Source organism: Lentzea sp. CA-135723 (assembly GCF_050936595.1).
Lineage (GTDB): Bacteria > Actinomycetota > Actinomycetes > Mycobacteriales > Pseudonocardiaceae > Lentzea.
The window spans coordinates 479,836-495,463 of record NZ_JBNJMK010000001.1 but is presented as its reverse complement, the minus strand read 5'-3'; the positions used below and the strand labels follow the sequence as shown (position 1 = coordinate 495,463).

The following is a 15,628-nucleotide window of genomic DNA, read 5'->3' as shown; positions in this document are numbered from 1 at the left end:
TCCCACGCCGGACCCGTCATCGCGCCCGGCGCCGTGGGATTACACCGCAGAATCGCCCGCCGGGCACCTCAGCCGTGCTGGACGATCTGGATCAGGTTGCCGCAGGTGTCGTCCAGCACCGCCGTGGTGACCGGCCCCATCTCCAGCGGTTCCTGGGTGAACCGCACCCCGAGCCCGCTCAGCCGTTCGAACTCCTTGCGCACGTCGTCCACCGCGAACTGGGTGGCCGGGATGCCGTCCTCGACCAGCGCCGTCTTGTACGGCCGCACGGCGGGGTGGCCGTCCGGCTCGAGCAGCAGCTCGGTGCCGTCGAGGTCCTCCGGCGAGACGACGGTGAGCCAGCGGTCCGCGCCGATCGGCACCTCGGTCTTCTTCACGAAGCCGAGCACGTCGGTGTAGAACGCGAGCGCCTTGTCCTGGTCGTCGACGAAGACGCTGGTCAGGTGGATCCTCATGCGGTGCCCTCCGGTGGTCTCGGCCTGAGCCATCGGGTGACGACGTGCTCAAGCGGTGCGGTGTCGAGGTCGTGGAACTTGTAACGGCCCTCGCGGCGCGAGCGGACCAGACCGGCCTGCTCCAGCACGGCCAGGTGCTGGCTGACGGCCTGCCGGGTGAGGCTCAGCCCGTGCTTGGTCAGCAGGCGCGTGCAGATCTCGAACAACGTCTGCCCGTCGCGTTCCGTCAGCTCGTCGAGGATGCGCCGCCGGTTCGGATCGGCCAGCGCCTTGAACAGCTCCTCTTCCACGGCACCCACCATAGGCAAGTGACGACTTACCTGCAAGCCGTCACTTGCCTATTGATCCGGTCAGCGACGGCCGGTCGACAGGACTACGAGGAACTGGCCACCGCCCGCCTCGACACCGGCGGTCACCGGCAGCCCCGGCACCAGGCGGGAGAAGCGGTCCTCCAGCCACTCCGCCGCCTCCTGGGCGTCCTGCCGCGTGGGACACCGGGCCACGAGCTCGCGTCCGCCCTTGCGTTCCAGCCGGCCGGCGACGGTGATCAGCGGCGCGGGCTCGGCCACGTGCAGGCGTTCCGGCCAGGCGATGACCACCTTGACCGCGCCCTTGCGGGTGTTGCAGCCGCGGTGGGCGAGGCGCTCGGCGACCTTCGCCTTCCGGTCGGCGGTCCGGCTGTCCACGCTGGGGCCGCGCGGGTCGTTCACCGACATGCCGGGGTCGACCGGCTCGTCGCACACCCAGCACCGCCAGCCGTCGCGTTCGGCCACGTCGTCAAGAGAGCTCACGCGAGCAAACTAGCGCTCCCGATCGCCAGATCCCGGTCGCGGGTGCGCGCTGGACGGCGTCGAGGCGGGTGTCACCTGGTCTTGTCGGAGCTCCTGAGGTCTTCGACGATCTGCTGCACGGCCGCCTTGATCTCGTCGTCGATCTGGACCTCGGACACCTGCACCCGCACGTTCCACCGGCCGGCGACGGCGTGGACCGACAGTCCGCCTTCTCCGGGTGGCGTGGCCTCGCACGACCTGGTCTTCGCGTCGAGCACCCCGCTGGTGCAGAGCATCGGGGTGAGGCGCTCCGACTCCTCCTGGCTCGCGTGCGCCAGCAGGCCCAGGGCGAGCACCTTCTTGCCGGTCGACACGAAGACCTCGCAGCTGTCGGGCTCCGCGGAGCCCACCTGCGAGACCTGGAAGCCCTCGGTGATGACCGCCACCGGTTCGGGCTTGAGCAGGCCCGGGCAGCCCGACTCGATCTTCGCGGCCAGTCCTGCGGGCACGTCGGTGCCGCACGCGGTCACGAGCGCGAGCGCCGCCAGCGCTGCTGCGAGCTTGGTTCTCACTTGTTCCCCCGGAGTCGCGCCTGGTTGTGCGGCGCGGCGGCCATGATCGCACGTGTTGCAGGTGACGTAGCGGCATGTGGTGTTCTTTGAGGCACCACAGCCCGAAAGGCACCGTCCACGATGCACCTCTCGTTCACGCCGCCCCGCCAGGTCAAGATCGGCGACGCCGCCGCCTTCGCCGGCACGACGCCGCGGGCGATCCGCCACTACCACCAGATCGGCCTGCTGCCGGAGCCCGAACGGGGTGCGGACGGCCGTCGTCGGTACGGCTACGACGACATGATCCGGCTGCTGTGGGTTCGGCGGATGGCGGAGGCCGGGGTCGGGCTCGACGACGTGCGGGCGGCGTTCGACGGTTCCCAGGACGTCGACGAGAACCTGCGGCGCCTCGACGAGAGCCTGGCGGCGCAGGAGGCCCGCATCCAGCGGCAGCGCGCGGTGGTGCAGCGGTTGCGCGCTGTGGGCAGCCCGCTGGGGTTGTTGTCGGAGCTCGTGACGGATCGGCTCCGCCATCTGCCCGCCGGTGCGGTGCGGCCGTCCGATGTGGACACGTTGATGGTCACCGAGCGGATCTTCGGGCCGGTGGCCGCGGCGGTTCAGGCGAGCACGTTCATCGTGCTGGCCACGCATCCCGAGCTGCGGGCCGAGGACGACCGCCTCGACGCGGCCGAGGCCGAGCTGGACGACGGGGTCGAGCCTGACGACCCCCGCGTCGAGGAACTGGCCTTGCAGCGGTTCGCGCACTACAAGGCGCTCGAGCGAGCCGGTGCGGCGGCCGGGCTGGACGTGGCCGAGGAGGAGCTCTTCGAGAGCGACGAGGAGCACGACCTGCTGATGAGCGCCTACGAGGCGTTCACCAAGATGCCGTACGACTTCTCCCCTGCCCGGCTGCGGTGCGTCGAGCTGACGGGGCGGCTTCTCGGGCAGGACGGCTCGTGACCACCGACGTCTTCGCCGCGAGCCGCGAGCGGTACCTCGGGCCGTTCGACGGTGACGAGGTCTTCTGCGTCGGCAACGCCGACGAGTGCGACCACTACACGGAGGACGGCGCCGTCCGGATTCCGTGGCGGGGGTCGCCGCGGGCCGAGGACCTGGGGCGGGTGCGCAGTCTCGCCCTGTGTCCGACGGAAGCCCAGCTGCGGAAGGCGGTGCTGCCGTCCTACCTGCCCGAGCTGACGAACCTGGAGTCGTTGACCTTGCCCGCACCGCTCGTGACGCACCTGACGTCGCCGCGGCTGAGGTCGCTCGTGATCGGCAACGCCGATGGGCAGGTTCCCCAGATCCCCCTCGCCGACGTCGCGGTGCCCGCGCTGCGGGCGCTGATGTGGGTGACCTCCTACTCGGCACCGCGGTTGCCTCAGGTGGTCGATCCGTTGCCGCCGCTCGAGTTCCTGCACACCAACGTCTCCGGGGACGGCGCGGTGCTGCGGCGGATCGCGGGCCTGCCGACGTTGCGGCACCTCGAGGTGGAGGACCTGAAGAACGTCGACCTCTTCGAGCACCTGCCCGCGCCGTTGCGGGTGCTGGAGATCGGCGGCACCGGACGTGACTTCCCGGTGGCCCGGCTCGCCTCGATGCCGTCGTTGGAGTCGTTGCGGCTCAACGGGATTCGTGCCGAGATCGACTGCGAGGTGTTCCGGCGGCTGCCCGAGCTGACGCAGCTGACGGTCCTGAACTCGAAGCGGATCGTGCACGTCGAGGCGTTGCTGGAGTGCCAGAAGCTGACGGACATCACGTTCGTCAACTGCGGCAACCCGTTCAAGAAGGACGGCAAGGCGCTGTTCAGGGCCAGGGGCTTCTCCCGGCTGCGGATCGACCACTCGTAGCCGAGAACCGGCTGATGTCGACCGCCTCGTGCGCCTCCGTCTCGCGGGTGGCGGACGCGAGCAGTGCGCTGATCTTCTCGGCAAACGCCGGCGCGGCGGCCGGGGGCCGGTACCTGCGGGTGGTCTTCCGGGGCGTGGCGACTAGTCGGCGAACCGTTCCAGCAGCCCCAGTGCGCGGGCGAGCACCGGTGAGTCGTCATCGGCCCGTACGGCGGCCATCAGGTCGATGCCGTCCCTTCCCGCCAACGGACGGTAGGTCGTGCCCGGCACGCCCAGCTCCGCCACGGGTTGCGGGACCACGGCGACGCCGAGTCCGGACGCGACGAACGTGACGAGCGTGGACGTCTCGGCGACCTCGTGGCGGATCCGCGGCGCGAACCCGGCCGCGCGGCACAGGTCCGCGACGATGCCGTGCATGACGGAACGGCCCTGCGCGGCGTGCACGATCAGGTCTTCGTCGCGCAGGTCCTCGATCTTCAGCCGCCGGCGGCCGGCCAGTCGGTGGCCGTCCGGCAGCGCCACGATGAACCCGTCCCGGCGCAGGGTCCGGACTCGCACGTCCGGGTGCTCGACCGGCGGTCGCAGCAGGGCCAGGTCGATGCGGCGGGCGAGCAACGACTCCAGCTGGTCCGGCGCCAGCATCTCGCCGCGGAACACGAAGTCGACGGCAGGGAGCTCGTCGCGCAGCACGCGGGCGAACGCGGGCAGCAGGCTGTAGGTCGCGGAGCCGACGCACCCGACGACCAGGCGTCCCTGCCGTCCTTCCGCCACCCGCACCGCCTCCGCGCCGGCATCGTCCACAGCGGACAGCACGGCTCGCGCGCGGTCCAGGTAGACGGTGCCGGCCTCGGTGAGCTCGACCTTGCGGGTCGTGCGGCGCAGCAACGTCACGCCGAGCTCGGCCTCCAGCTGCTGGATCTGCTGCGACAGCGGCGGCTGGGCCATGTGCAGGCGTTCGGCGGCCCGCCCGAAGTGCCGCTCCTCGGCGACCGCGACGAAGTAGCGCAGGTGACGGAGTTCCACTCGATTGATACTCCCAGAGTCTCAACAACAGCGAAATGAGTATTTCCGCATATGAGAGCGGCGTCCTAGGGTCGAGGACATGACCGACGTCGTGATCTGCGAGCCCCTCCGCACCCCGGTCGGACGGTTCGGCGGGGCCCTGTCCTCGCTGAGCGCCGCCGACCTCGCCACCGCCGTGCTCACGGAACTGGTGCGGCGCACGGGACTCGGCGAGGGTGATGTCGACGACGTCGTGCTCGGGCAGAGCTACCCGAACGGCGAGTCGCCCGCGGTCGGCCGGGTCGCGGCACTCGACGCGGGCCTCGGCGTCGGCGTTCCCGGGCTGCAGATCGACCGGCGCTGCGGCTCCGGCCTGCAGGCGGTGCTGTACGCGGCGGCGCAGGTCGCGACCGGAGCGGCGAACGTGGTCGTCGCCGGTGGCGTGGAGTCGATGTCGCAGGTGGAGCACTACGCGCTGGGGTTGCGCACGGGCATCCGCAGCGGCGGCGTGCAGCTCGCCGACCGGCTCGACCGCGCGCGGGAGACGGCCGGCGGGAAGTTCCACCCGGTGCCCGGCGGCATGCTGGAGACGGCCGAGAACCTGCGGCGTGAGTACGGCATCTCGCGGGCCGAGCAGGACGAGTACGCGGTCCGGTCGCAGCAGCGCTGGGGTGCCGCGCACGAGGCCGGCAGGTTCGCCGGCGAACTCGTCCCGATCACCGTTCCGGGCGGGCGCAAGCCCGATGTCGTCGTCGGCCGCGACGAGCACCCACGGCCTGAGACCACTATCGACGACCTGGCCAGGCTGCGGCCGGTGCGGCTGAAGATCGACGCCGAGTCCACCGTCACGGCGGGCAACGCGAGCGGCCAGAACGACGGCGCCGCGCTGTGCGTCGTCACGACCCGCGCCGAGGCCGAGAAGCGCGGACTGCGGCCGATGCTCGCGCTGAGGTCGTGGGCCGTCGCCGGGGTCGGGCCGGAGGTCATGGGCATCGGCCCCGTTCCCGCCTCGCAGGCCGCGCTCGACCGCGCCGGGCTCACCCTCGACGACATGGACGTGATCGAGCTCAACGAGGCGTTCGCCGCCCAGGTGCTCGCCGTGCTGCGCGAGTGGAAGGTCGACAGCGCCGACGAACGCCTCAACCCCAACGGGTCCGGCATCTCGCTCGGCCACCCGGTGGGCGCGACCGGCGCGCGGATCCTCGCCACGCTCGCGCACGAGATGCACCGCCGCGGCAGCCGGTACGGCCTGGAGACGATGTGCATCGGCGGCGGCCAGGGCCTCGCCGCGGTCTTCGAGGCGGTGCGCTGATGGCCGTCGCCGAGGTCCACCACGTCGTCAGCGGCGACCCCGGCGGCCCGGTCGTGGTGCTGTCCAACTCGCTCGGCTCGACCCTGGAGATGTGGGACGCCACCGTTCCCGCGCTCGAGGAGCACTTCCGGGTCGTCCGCTACGACACGCGCGGGCACGGCCGCTCCCCCGTTCTCCCCGGCCCGGCGACCATCGACGCGCTCGCCACCGACCTCGTCGTGCTGCTCAACCGCCTGAACGTCGCGAAGGCGCACCTGGTCGGCCTGTCGCTCGGCGGCATGACGGCCCTGCGCGTCGCCACCCGCAACCCCGAACGCGTCGACCGGCTCGCCGTCCTGTGCACCAGCGCGCACCTGGGCCCGGCCTCGAACTGGACCGACCGCGCGGCCCTGGTCCGCGCGGAGGGCACCCAGGCCGTCGCGAAGGCCGTGGTCGACCGCTGGTTCACGCCGGCCCACCGCGACCGCGCGCGCTGGGAGGCGATGGTCGCGGCCACGTCACCGGAGGGGTACGCGGGGTGCTGCGAGGCGATCGCCGCCATGGACCAACGCGCCGACCTGCACCGGATCACCGCACCCACGCTCGCGATCGCGGGCGCCGACGACCCGGCCACCCCGCCCCCGCACCTGGAGCACATCGCCACGTCCGTGCGGGACGGCCGCCTGCTGGTCGTGCCGGACGCGGCCCACCTCGCCAACGCCGAACGCCCCGACGTCGTCACCCCCGCGCTGCTCGACCACCTCACCAAGGAGATCTCATGAGTCTGGACAAGGTGGTCAGCGGACCCGCCGAGGCGGTGGCCGGCATCCGCTCCGGCGCCAGCGTCGCGGTCGGCGGGTTCGGGCTCGCGGGCATCCCGTGGTTCCTCATCGAGGCGCTGCTGGAGCAGGGAGCCGACGACCTCACGATCGTCTCCAACAACTGCGGCGTCGACGGCGCGGGCCTCGGCCTGCTGCTGGAAAGCCGCCGGATCAGCCGCGTGATCGCGTCGTACGTGGGCGAGAACAAGGAGTTCGCCCGCCAGTACCTCGCGGGCGAACTCACCGTCGAGCTCACTCCACAGGGGACGCTCGCGGAACGGCTGCGCGCGGGTGGTTCCGGCGTGGGCGCCTTCTACACCCCCACCGGCGTCGGCACGCTCGTCTCCGAGGGCGGCCTGCCGTGGCGGTACAACGCGGACGGCACGGTCGCGATCTCCTCTCCTCCCAAGGAGGTGCGGACGTTCCACGGCAAGGAGATGGTGCTGGAGGAGTCGATCGTCACCGACGTCGCGCTCATCCGCGCCGCGATCGCCGACCGCGCGGGCAACTGCGTCTTCCACGCCGCCGCCCGCAACTTCAACCCCGCCGCCGCGATGGCGGGCCGGTTCACCGTCGTCGAGGCCGAACGCGTCGTCGAGGTCGGCGAGATCCACCCCGACCAGGTGCACCTGCCGGGCGTGTTCGTGCAGCACGTCGTCGCGCTCACCCCGGAGCAGGCCGCCCGCAAGGACATCGAGAAGCGCACCACCCGCGCGCGCCAGGAGGCGAACTGACATGGCCTGGACCCGCGACGAGATGGCCGCCCGCGCCGCGCTCGAGCTGCGCGACGGCGAGTACGTCAACCTCGGCATCGGCCTGCCGACGCTGATCCCCGACCACCTGCCAGAGGGCTCGACCGTCACGCTGCACGCGGAGAACGGCATCCTCGGCGTCGGCCCGTTCCCCTACGACGACGAGGTCGACCCCGACCTGATCAACGCCGGCAAGCAGACCGTCAGCGTGCTGCCGGGGGCGTCGTTCTTCGACTCCCCCACCAGCTTCGCCATGATCCGCGGCGGCCACATCGACACCGCGGTCCTCGGCGGCATGCAGGTCTCCGCGCACGGCGACCTCGCCAACTGGATGGTGCCCGGCTCCATGGTCAAGGGCATGGGCGGCGCGATGGACCTCGTCAGCGGCGCGCGCCGGGTCATCGTCCTGATGGAGCACAACGCCCGCAACGGCGACGCCAAGCTCGTCGCGACCTGCACGCTGCCGCTCACCGGACGCCGGGTCGTCTCACGGGTGATCACCGACCTGGCCGTGCTGGACGTAGAGGACGGCGCGTTCCGGCTGGTCGAGCTCGCGCCCGGCGTCACGGCCGAGGACGTCGTCGCGAGGACCGGGGCGCCGGTCAGCCAGGACTCGTCAGCCGGTCACCGTCCACTCGTGTCCCCGCCTGCTTGAGCTGCCGCAGCACCGGGCTGACCTCCATGGTCTCCACCCCCGGCAGGCCGCCGAGCCGGCCGGTGGTGAACTCGAAGAGGTGGTCGAGGTCGCGGCACTGCACGACGGCGTGCAGGTTGTGCGGCCCGGTGACGGCCGCGGCGAACCCGACCTCGGGCATCCCGGCCGTGGCCCGGCCGACCTCCTTGATCCTGCCGGGGTGCACCCGCAGCCACAGGTTCGCGCGCGTGCGGAAACCCAGCGCCTCCGGGGCGACCTCGACGTCGACGTGCACGACTCCGGCGGCGACCAGTGCGTGCATCCGCCGTGCCGCGCGGCCGGGCGTGAGGCCGGAGGCGGCGCCGAGGTCCACGAAGCTCGCTCGCCCGTCCGCGGCGAGAGCGGCGAGCACCTTCTCGTCCTGCGCGCTGAGCTGGACCTGTCGCACGGCAGGACGTTCGGTGAACGGGTTGCCGGCCGATCCCAGCGCGGCCTCCTGCTCCGCGGTCAGGGCTCCGGTGAGCGCGGCCCAGTAGTGGCCGCGACCGCCGACGAACTGGTGCAGGATCGCCGAGGCCTGGAGGTCGAGCACGGCCGCGGCGCGCGGCAGCCGGTGGCTGAGCAGGTCGTCGCGCTGCTCCTGCGACCGGGAGCGCACCGCGAACGTGACCTCGGCACCGGCCGCGCTGAGGGCGACCCAGCTGATGTCCTCGCGCTGTGCCAGCGATTCGGCCATCGCCGTCGCGCTGCCCGGCCGGCAGCGCAGGCGCACCATCCACCTGCTCTGCCCCAGCGCACCGGGGTCGACCACGCCGATCACCCTGATCATCCCGGTCCGCACCATGCGGCGGTAGCGGCGGGCGACGGTGAGCTCGGACAGGCCCAGCACGCTCGCGACCGTCGCGAAGCTGATCCTCGGATCGATCTGGAGCGCGCGAATGATTCTCACGTCCTCTGGCTCCAGGATGGCGGAATCAGCGATCTGAGGCCCGTTCATGGTGGTGATCCTACGAAGCGACGCGGATCTGGGCAGTTCGGAAGGTGCCCGCGGCGCACTCTGGGACGCGACCGAACGAAGGAGCCGGATCTTGTCCCTCAGCACCTCCCCCACGATCCTGATCGTCGCCGCCGGACGCGGCCTGGGCCACGCCCTCGCGGAGCAGTTCCACCTCCAGGGGTGGCACGTCATCGGCACCGTCCGGCCCGGCAGCGGGCACACGAAGCTCCACGACCTCGCCGCGAACGGCGGCGTGGAGATCGAGACGCTCGACATCGGCGAGCCCGAGCAGATCGCCGCGCTCCGCCGCCGCCTCGACGGCCGTGAGCTGGACGCCGTGTTCGTCAACGCGGGCATCACCACCGAGGACCAGAACGTGACGATCGGCGAGGTCACGAACGACGACTTCACCTCCGTCATGCTCACCAACGCCCTCAACCCGATGCGCGTGATCGAGGCGTTGCAGGACCTCGTCAGCCCGACCGGCCTGCTCGGCGTCATGTCGTCGGGCCAGGGCAGCATCACCAACAACGAGCTCGGGCAGCGCGAGATCTACCGCGCCAGCAAGTCGGCCCTCAACCAGCTCATGCGCGGCTACGCGGCCCGCCAGCCGGAACCGAAGCGCACGCTGCTGCTCACCGCGCCCGGCTGGATCCGCACCGACCTGGGCGGACCCGACGCCCCGCTCGCCATCGAGGACAGCATTCCCCGGCTCGTCACCGTGATGCTGGACCAGCTCGGCACGCCCGGCCTGCGGTTCCTCGACTACCGCGGCGAGGTCGTGCCCTGGTGAAGCGCGCCTCGCGGCACCCGCCCCGCCGCCACCCCGACGCCGACCTGGACCAGGCCGAGCACACCCACCAGGACGAGAGACGCCGTCCACGTCCCGGTGTGCTCGGCGAGGAACCCGGCGAGCACCGGACCGGCCGCGGCGAGCAGGTACCCGAGGGACTGCGCCATGCCGGACAACTGCGTGGTGCCGTGCTGGCCGCGGCCACGCAGGCTGATCAACGTGAGCGCGACGACCAGCGCGGCCCCGGTGCCGAGCCCGGCGATCACCGCCCACACGATGCTCCACCGCGGCATCAGCAGCAGACCCGCCACCCCGGCGACCATCGGCACGCTGGCCGTCACGGCGGCGACGACCAGGTCGTCCCCGTGCCGCATCAGGCGCGGGATCGCGAGGCCCGCGCCGACCCCGACCAGCTGATAGACGAAGAGGTGCAGCCCGGCGCGTTCGGCCGGCACGCCCTCGGACATCTCGATCGTGGGCAGCCACGTGACCATGACGTAGAACGTCGTGGACTGGAGCCCCATGAACGCCGTGACCAGCCACGCGGTCGGCTGACGCCACACGCTCACCGTCGCCCGCGCCTCACCGGCGGGCGCGGCGGGGCCGCCGAGCCAGGCGCGCGGCAGCCAGATCACGGCGGCGACGAGCGCGGGAACCGCCCAGAACGCCAACGCACCACGCCAGCCCACGCCGTGCGAGAGCGGAACCGCCACCGCGGACGCGACCGAGGCCCCCACGGTGATGCAGGCCGAGTAGACGCCCGTCGCGAGCGACACGTGGTCGCGGTAGTCCCGCTTGACGATCGTCGGCACCAGCACGTTGCCGACCGCGATCGCACACCCGGCGACCGCCGTCCCCACCCACAGGCCGATGTCCCCGGCCACGGCCCTCGCCGCCGTGCCGATCGCCAGCACCACCAGCGCGACCAGCAGCGTGCGCTCGAGCCCGAACCGCCGCGCGGGATGCTGCACCAGCGGAGAGATCGCCGCGAACGCCAGCAACGGCAACGCGCCCAGAAACCCCTGCGCCCCTTCGGAAAGCCCGGTCTCCTCGCCGATCCGCGGCAGCAGCGGACCCACCGCGGTCAAGGCCGGCCGGAGGTTGAGCGCGACCAGGAACACCAGCGCGACCAGCAGACCCGTCCGGGCCGTGCGCGTGTTCATCGGCCTGCCTTCACCGCAGGTTCGCGGGGGCGAGGACGCCGTCCAGCAGGACGTCGATGATCCAGGCGCTGCGCTCGTCGTGGCCGCCGCGCACGAAGACCGCCGACCCGAGCGCCTTCAGCGTCGGGTGCCGGTCGGGGTCCGCCGCGTCGAGGGTGCGCACCAGGTCGCCGATCTCCTGCTCACCTCGTTCGCGGCGGCCGTCCCACTCGGCGGCCGCGGCGGTGGCGTGTTGCAGCAGCAGGTCCGTCGCGCGGGCCGCGGCCTCCGGGCGCACGCCCGCCTCGGTCAGCAGGCGCATCAGCAGCTCGATCAGGTCCAGGTAGTGCGGGCCGTCCGGCCAGACGAACAACGCCGACCGCGCGATGCCCTCGTGGGCCGCGAGCATCGCCGAGTAGTCGGCCAGCAGTCGGTGCACGCGGTCGCGCCAGGGCTCGGCCTCGGTCCAGGTCAGGTCCAGCGAGGCGATCAGCCGGTCGATCAGCAGGGAGCTGAGCTCCGTCGCGTTGCGGACGTACACGTAGAGCGAGGCGGGACCGGTGTCGAGCGCCGCCGCGACCCTGCGCATCGTCAGCGCCCGCGCGCCTTCGGCCACGAGGATCGCCATCGCGGCGTCCACGATGCCGTCCCTGCTCAGGGCGGGTTTCGCGGGGCGTTCACGGCGGCTGACCGGCGTCTGTCGTGCCATGTGATCAGCCTATCAGCCCTCGAACGCGATCGTAACGAACATGTTCGTTACGATCGCGTTCGTGACTACCTCCACCTCCACTTCGCGGGCATCGACCCGGACGATGGCGCTGACGCTCGTCGTCGTGCTGCTCGCGGACGCCATGGACCTGATCGACGCGACCATCGCGAACGTCGCGGCACCTTCGCTCGCCGCGGACCTCGGCGCCGGGCCCGGCCTGATCACCTGGCTCGGCGCGTCCTACGCGCTCGCCCTGGGATCGCTGCTGGTCCTCGGCGGCCGGCTCGGCGACCGCTTCGGCCAGCGCCGGACCTTCCTCGTCGGGCTCACCGGCTTCGTGCTCGCCTCCGCCGCGGCCGGTCTCGCGGCAGGGCCGGGGATGCTGATCGGCGCACGGGTCGCGCAAGGCGCGTTCGGCGCCCTGCTCATCCCGCAGGGCATGGCGATCATCACCTCGACGTTCCCGAAGGACGCGCTGCGCAAGGCGTTCGGGCTGTTCGGCCCGATGCTGGGCGTGTTCGCGGTCGGCGGGCCGCTGCTCGGCGGCGTCCTCATCGACGCCGACCTCTTCGGGCTCGGCTGGCGGCCCGTCTTCCTCATCAACCTCGTCGTCGGCGGCGTCGCGCTGGTGCTCGCCTTCCGGTTCCTGCCGGAGGTCGAGCCCGACCGCACCACGCGCGTCGACCTGGTCGCGAGCGGACTGCTCGCCGTCTCGCTCTTCAGCTTCCTGTTCGGCCTGATCACCGGCTCCGAGCACGGCTGGGGAGCGGTCGAGTACGGCGCCACGGCAGCGGGTGTCGTGCTCTTCGCCGTGTTCTGCCGCCGTCAGGCACGCGCCGAGCAGCCGTTGCTGGCGCGCTCGTTGCTGGGCAACCGCGGGTTCACCTCGGGACTCGTCATGGGGCTGCTGGTGTTCGCGGTGTTCAGCGGGCTGATGTACGTGATCTCGCTGTTCTTCCAGCTCGGCCTCGGCTACTCGCCGACCACGACGTCGCTCAACCTCATCCCGCTCACCGCGGGCATCATGGGCGGCTCCGGGATCAGCACCGCCCTCGTGGCGCGGCTCGGCCGCAAGCTCGTCCTCAGTGGACTGCTCACCACGCTGGCCGGCGCCGGGCTCCTGCTGTTCGCGGTCCACTCCGGAACGACGTGGTGGCACAACGCCGCCGCGACGCTCGTCATCGGACTCGGCGCGGGCATCTGCTTCAGCACGATCTTCACCTTCGCCCTCGGCGACGTGGAACCGCACGAGGCCGGTGCCGCCAGCGGTTCCCTCAGCGCCGTCCAGCAGGTCGCCAACGGCGTCGGCTCGGCGACGGTCACCAGCGTCTTCCTCGCGATGAACACCAGCGGAGGCACCACTTCCGCCATGACCACGACGTTGCTGGTCGTCGGTGGCGTGCTCCTCGCCTGCCCCGCCGCGGTGCCGCTGCTGCCCCGCACCGCTGCCGACCTCGACCACTGAATCAGGAGAACGCCATGAGCAAGCTCGTCGTCTTCGGCGCCGGCGGTGCCACCGGTCACGCCATCGTCGGCCAAGCCCTCCGCGCGGGCCACGAGGTGCGGGCCGTGGTCCGCGACCCGGCCACGTTCCGCCCGGCCGACCTCTCGCCAGGCCCGCAGGTCGTCCGCGGCGACGTGCTCGACCTCGGCGAGGTGCGCGCCGCGGTCAGCGGCCAGGACGCGGTGATCTCGGCGATCGGACCGTCCGGCAGCCGGTCCGGCGGCCTGTACTCCGCCGGCGCCCGGCACTTCGTGACCGCGATGACGGAGGAGGGCGTCGAGCGGATCGTCGTGCTGTCCTCCAGCGGAGTTCGGCACGACGACCCCCACCATCCACTGTGGTACCGCGCCGTCGCACGCACGCTCATGCGCGAGCTCTACGGCGACATGCGTGCCATGGAGGACGTCCTCGAACGCAGCGGGCTGAACTGGACCGCCGTGCGGCCCTCCCGGATCGTCGACGGACCGGCCACAGGCACCTACCGGCTCGGCGACGCCGAGAACCCGGCGGGCGGCACCGCCATCAACCGCGACGACCTCGCCCGGTTCGTCGTGCACGCCGCGGCGGAGAACGGGTGGTCGCGGCGCCGGCCGACGCTCGCGCACTGATCGCGGAAATTTCCCCCGGACGGGATGTAGGCACGGCGCGCCCGGCTCCGACGTCTCACGCGAGGATGGGGCTGACCGGCCGCGTCCACGACGAACACCCAGGAGCCGACGGTGAAGTACGTGATCATGATCCACTCCAACCCGCAGCCGTGGGGCCACCCGACCTCCGACTACCTGCCCGACTACCAGGCCATGCCGAAAGAGCAGCTCGCGCGGCTGAACGCCGAGTTCGAGTCGATGCTCACGGAGCTGCAGAGCAACGGCGAGCTGCTCGGCGGCGAGGCGCTGGGAGCGCCCGAGTCGTCGCGGCTCTACCGCTGGAGCGACGGCAAGCCGCTGGTCACCGACGGGCCGTACGCGGAGGCCAAGGAGCACCTGGCCGGGTTCTTCCTCATCGACGTGGACAGCCAGGAACGCGCGGAGGAGATCGCCACGCGGTTCTCCGGCCCCGGCGAGACCGTCGAGCTGCGTCCCGCGATGTGGCCCGGCGGTTCCGACCAGTGAGCGCGCGGGTGGTCGAGGACGTGTGGCGGCGCGAGTCGGCGCACGTCCTCGCCGCTCTGCTGCACCGGTACGGCGACCTGGGCGACTGCGAGGACGCCGCGCAGGAGGCGGCGGAGGCGGCGGCCCGGCAGTGGGAACGCGACGGCGTGCCCGACAACCCGCGCGGCTGGCTCATCCGGGTCGCGTCCCGGCGGCTGATCGACCGGGTGCGGGCCGACGGGGCGCGGGCGGGACGGGAGAACGCGCTCACCGCCGCCCAGCCCCTCGACGCCCACCTCTCCCCCGCCGCCGACCAGACACCGCGCGACGAAGGCGACGACACCCTGCGGTTGTTGCTGCTCTGCTGCCACCCGAGTCTGAGCCGCTCCTCGCAGGTCGCGCTGACGCTGCACGCCGTCGGCGGGCTGAGCACCACGCAGATCGCCGCCGCCTACCTGGTGCCCGAACGCACGATGACCCAACGCCTCACCAGGGCGCGGTCCACGTTGAGGGCCGCGGGCGCGGTGTTCGAACTGCCGGACCAGGCCGACCTGCCCGCACGCATCGCCGCCGTGCTCGACGTCTGCCACCTCATGTTCACCGAGGGGCACACCCGGTCCACCGGCGCCGGGCTCCTCGACGCGCCGCTCGCCGACGAGGCCATCCGCCTCACCCGGCAGCTGCACGCGGTCGTGCCCGACCACGACGAGGTGGCCGGCGCGCTGGCGTTGATGCTGCTGACCCACGCCCGCGCGACGGCCAGGACCGAGGACGGCGACCTGGTGCCGCTGGCCGAGCAGGACCGCTCGCGGTGGAACGGCGAGCTGATCGCGGAGGGCGTGCGGATCCTGGAACGGGTGCTGCCGCGCGGGCACGTCGGCAGGTTCCAGCTGCAGGCCGCGATCGCCGCCGTGCACGCGGAGGCCGAGAGCTGGGCCGGCACCGACTGGAAGCAGATCACCCTGCTCTACGCGATGCTCGCCCGCGTGGCGCCGAGCCCCGTCGTGACGCTCAACCAGGCGGTCGCGCTCGGGATGGCGTTGGGTCCCGAGGACGGCCTGGCGCTCGTCGGCCCGTTGCTCGACGATCCCGCGATGCGGCGGCACCACCGCACGCACGCCGTCCGGGCGCACCTGCTGGAGATGGCGGGCGACCTGCCCGGCGCGCTCGACAGCTACCGCCACGCGGCCAGGCTGACCGCGAGCCAGCCCGAACAGCGCTACCTCAACGCCCGGATCCGCCGTCTGGACCCGAGCTGACAGGGCCGCC

Annotated in this window: 19 protein-coding genes; 11 read left to right on the top strand and 8 right to left on the bottom strand. The window is 72.2% G+C overall.

The features are described from left to right. Positions 1 to 68: 68 nt before the first annotated feature. The 4 genes from ACQEU1_RS02110 to ACQEU1_RS02095 all read right to left on the bottom strand — a co-directional run bounded on the left by ACQEU1_RS02110 (position 69) and on the right by ACQEU1_RS02095 (position 1,797). Entirely contained in the window at positions 69 to 455 is a 387-nt protein-coding gene (locus ACQEU1_RS02110; RefSeq protein WP_433195589.1) for a VOC family protein, read from the bottom strand. Beyond that, complete coding sequence (locus ACQEU1_RS02105; RefSeq protein WP_433195587.1) at positions 452 to 745, bottom strand: ArsR/SmtB family transcription factor; 294 nt, start codon at positions 743 to 745, stop codon at positions 452 to 454. Before ACQEU1_RS02105 ends, ACQEU1_RS02110 begins: the two co-directional genes overlap by 4 nt. Before the next feature lie 60 nt (positions 746 to 805). Further along, positions 806 to 1,246, bottom strand: coding sequence for a hypothetical protein (locus tag ACQEU1_RS02100; RefSeq protein ID WP_433195585.1), 441 nt, complete (start codon positions 1,244 to 1,246; stop codon positions 806 to 808). A gap of 71 nt (positions 1,247 to 1,317) precedes the next feature. Next, a complete protein-coding gene (locus ACQEU1_RS02095) occupies positions 1,318 to 1,797 on the bottom strand; it encodes a hypothetical protein (protein WP_433195583.1) in 480 nt (159 codons plus the stop codon). A 120-nt stretch (positions 1,798 to 1,917) separates the two neighbouring features. Here ACQEU1_RS02095 and ACQEU1_RS02090 point away from each other — a divergent pair, with 120 nt between their 5' ends. Both ACQEU1_RS02090 and ACQEU1_RS02085 read left to right on the top strand, forming a co-directional pair. After that, the gene (locus ACQEU1_RS02090; RefSeq protein ID WP_433195581.1) at positions 1,918 to 2,736 is read left to right on the top strand and encodes a MerR family transcriptional regulator; all 819 of its coding nucleotides are present in this window, start codon (positions 1,918 to 1,920) and stop codon (positions 2,734 to 2,736) included. Then, the gene (locus ACQEU1_RS02085; protein WP_433195579.1) at positions 2,733 to 3,623 is read left to right on the top strand and encodes a hypothetical protein; all 891 of its coding nucleotides are present in this window, start codon (positions 2,733 to 2,735) and stop codon (positions 3,621 to 3,623) included. The genes ACQEU1_RS02090 and ACQEU1_RS02085 overlap by 4 nt, the downstream gene beginning before the upstream one ends. Positions 3,624 to 3,764: 141 nt before the next feature. Here the strand turns inward: ACQEU1_RS02085 and ACQEU1_RS02080 are convergent, their stop codons facing one another. Beyond that, complete coding sequence (locus ACQEU1_RS02080) at positions 3,765 to 4,646, bottom strand: LysR substrate-binding domain-containing protein (RefSeq protein ID WP_433195577.1); 882 nt, start codon at positions 4,644 to 4,646, stop codon at positions 3,765 to 3,767. Between the two features lie 79 nt (positions 4,647 to 4,725). On the opposite strand from ACQEU1_RS02080, the gene ACQEU1_RS02075 reads away from it, so the two are divergent. Genes ACQEU1_RS02075 through ACQEU1_RS02060 form a run of 4 tightly spaced genes read left to right on the top strand, consistent with a single transcriptional unit; the run spans position 4,726 to position 8,144 of the window. After that, positions 4,726 to 5,937, top strand: coding sequence for an acetyl-CoA C-acetyltransferase (locus tag ACQEU1_RS02075; RefSeq protein ID WP_433195575.1), 1,212 nt, complete (start codon positions 4,726 to 4,728; stop codon positions 5,935 to 5,937). Beyond that, positions 5,937 to 6,698: a 3-oxoadipate enol-lactonase gene (pcaD, locus tag ACQEU1_RS02070; RefSeq protein ID WP_433195573.1), complete on the top strand. Its 762-nt coding sequence runs from the start codon at positions 5,937 to 5,939 to the stop codon at positions 6,696 to 6,698. The genes ACQEU1_RS02075 and pcaD overlap by 1 nt, the downstream gene beginning before the upstream one ends. After that, the gene (locus tag ACQEU1_RS02065; RefSeq protein WP_433195571.1) at positions 6,695 to 7,471 is read left to right on the top strand and encodes a CoA transferase subunit A; all 777 of its coding nucleotides are present in this window, start codon (positions 6,695 to 6,697) and stop codon (positions 7,469 to 7,471) included. Before pcaD ends, ACQEU1_RS02065 begins: the two co-directional genes overlap by 4 nt. Before the next feature lies 1 nt (position 7,472). After that, on the top strand, positions 7,473 to 8,144 hold the full coding sequence (locus ACQEU1_RS02060; protein ID WP_433195569.1) for a CoA transferase subunit B: 672 nt from the start codon (positions 7,473 to 7,475) through the stop codon (positions 8,142 to 8,144). Here the strand turns inward: ACQEU1_RS02060 and ACQEU1_RS02055 are convergent. Beyond that, positions 8,092 to 9,072, bottom strand: a complete 981-nt coding sequence (locus tag ACQEU1_RS02055) for an Lrp/AsnC family transcriptional regulator (protein ID WP_433195567.1) — start codon at positions 9,070 to 9,072, stop codon at positions 8,092 to 8,094. The genes ACQEU1_RS02060 and ACQEU1_RS02055 overlap by 53 nt on opposite strands. 139 nt (positions 9,073 to 9,211) lie before the next feature. Here ACQEU1_RS02055 and ACQEU1_RS02050 point away from each other — a divergent pair, with 139 nt between their 5' ends. Continuing rightward, positions 9,212 to 9,913: an SDR family oxidoreductase gene (locus tag ACQEU1_RS02050; RefSeq protein ID WP_433195565.1), complete on the top strand. Its 702-nt coding sequence runs from the start codon at positions 9,212 to 9,214 to the stop codon at positions 9,911 to 9,913. Here the strand turns inward: ACQEU1_RS02050 and ACQEU1_RS02045 are convergent. Next, entirely contained in the window at positions 9,886 to 11,076 is a 1,191-nt protein-coding gene (locus ACQEU1_RS02045) for a CynX/NimT family MFS transporter (protein ID WP_433195563.1), read from the bottom strand. The two genes, ACQEU1_RS02050 and ACQEU1_RS02045, sit on opposite strands and share 28 nt — an antisense overlap. 10 nt (positions 11,077 to 11,086) lie before the next feature. Then, a complete protein-coding gene (locus tag ACQEU1_RS02040; RefSeq protein ID WP_433195561.1) occupies positions 11,087 to 11,764 on the bottom strand; it encodes a TetR/AcrR family transcriptional regulator in 678 nt (225 codons plus the stop codon). 61 nt (positions 11,765 to 11,825) lie between these two features. On the opposite strand from ACQEU1_RS02040, the gene ACQEU1_RS02035 reads away from it, so the two are divergent. The 4 genes from ACQEU1_RS02035 (at position 11,826) to ACQEU1_RS02020 (ending at position 15,618) form a co-directional block, all read left to right on the top strand. Then, positions 11,826 to 13,229 carry an MFS transporter gene (locus ACQEU1_RS02035; RefSeq protein ID WP_433195559.1) on the top strand — a complete coding sequence of 468 codons (1,404 nt, stop codon included), beginning with the start codon at positions 11,826 to 11,828 and terminating at the stop codon, positions 13,227 to 13,229. 14 nt (positions 13,230 to 13,243) lie between these two features. Continuing rightward, on the top strand, positions 13,244 to 13,876 hold the full coding sequence (locus ACQEU1_RS02030; protein ID WP_433195557.1) for an NAD(P)-dependent oxidoreductase: 633 nt from the start codon (positions 13,244 to 13,246) through the stop codon (positions 13,874 to 13,876). 111 nt (positions 13,877 to 13,987) lie between these two features. Then, positions 13,988 to 14,380, top strand: a complete 393-nt coding sequence (locus tag ACQEU1_RS02025) for a YciI family protein (protein ID WP_433195555.1) — start codon at positions 13,988 to 13,990, stop codon at positions 14,378 to 14,380. After that, entirely contained in the window at positions 14,377 to 15,618 is a 1,242-nt protein-coding gene (locus ACQEU1_RS02020) for an RNA polymerase sigma factor (protein WP_433195553.1), read from the top strand. Before ACQEU1_RS02025 ends, ACQEU1_RS02020 begins: the two co-directional genes overlap by 4 nt. Positions 15,619 to 15,628: the final 10 nt, after the last annotated feature.

Coding starts and splice junctions, on each gene's coding strand:
- pcaD (WP_433195573.1), top strand. CDS start 5,937: ATGGCCGTCGCCGAGGTCCACCACGTCGTCAGCGGCGACCCCGGCGGC.
- ACQEU1_RS02065 (WP_433195571.1), top strand. CDS start 6,695: ATGAGTCTGGACAAGGTGGTCAGCGGACCCGCCGAGGCGGTGGCCGGC.
- ACQEU1_RS02045 (WP_433195563.1), bottom strand. CDS start 11,076: ATGAACACGCGCACGGCCCGGACGGGTCTGCTGGTCGCGCTGGTGTTC.
- ACQEU1_RS02040 (WP_433195561.1), bottom strand. CDS start 11,764: ATGGCACGACAGACGCCGGTCAGCCGCCGTGAACGCCCCGCGAAACCC.
- ACQEU1_RS02075 (WP_433195575.1), top strand. CDS start 4,726: ATGACCGACGTCGTGATCTGCGAGCCCCTCCGCACCCCGGTCGGACGG.
- ACQEU1_RS02030 (WP_433195557.1), top strand. CDS start 13,244: ATGAGCAAGCTCGTCGTCTTCGGCGCCGGCGGTGCCACCGGTCACGCC.
- ACQEU1_RS02060 (WP_433195569.1), top strand. CDS start 7,473: ATGGCCTGGACCCGCGACGAGATGGCCGCCCGCGCCGCGCTCGAGCTG.
- ACQEU1_RS02110 (WP_433195589.1), bottom strand. CDS start 455: ATGAGGATCCACCTGACCAGCGTCTTCGTCGACGACCAGGACAAGGCG.
- ACQEU1_RS02090 (WP_433195581.1), top strand. CDS start 1,918: ATGCACCTCTCGTTCACGCCGCCCCGCCAGGTCAAGATCGGCGACGCC.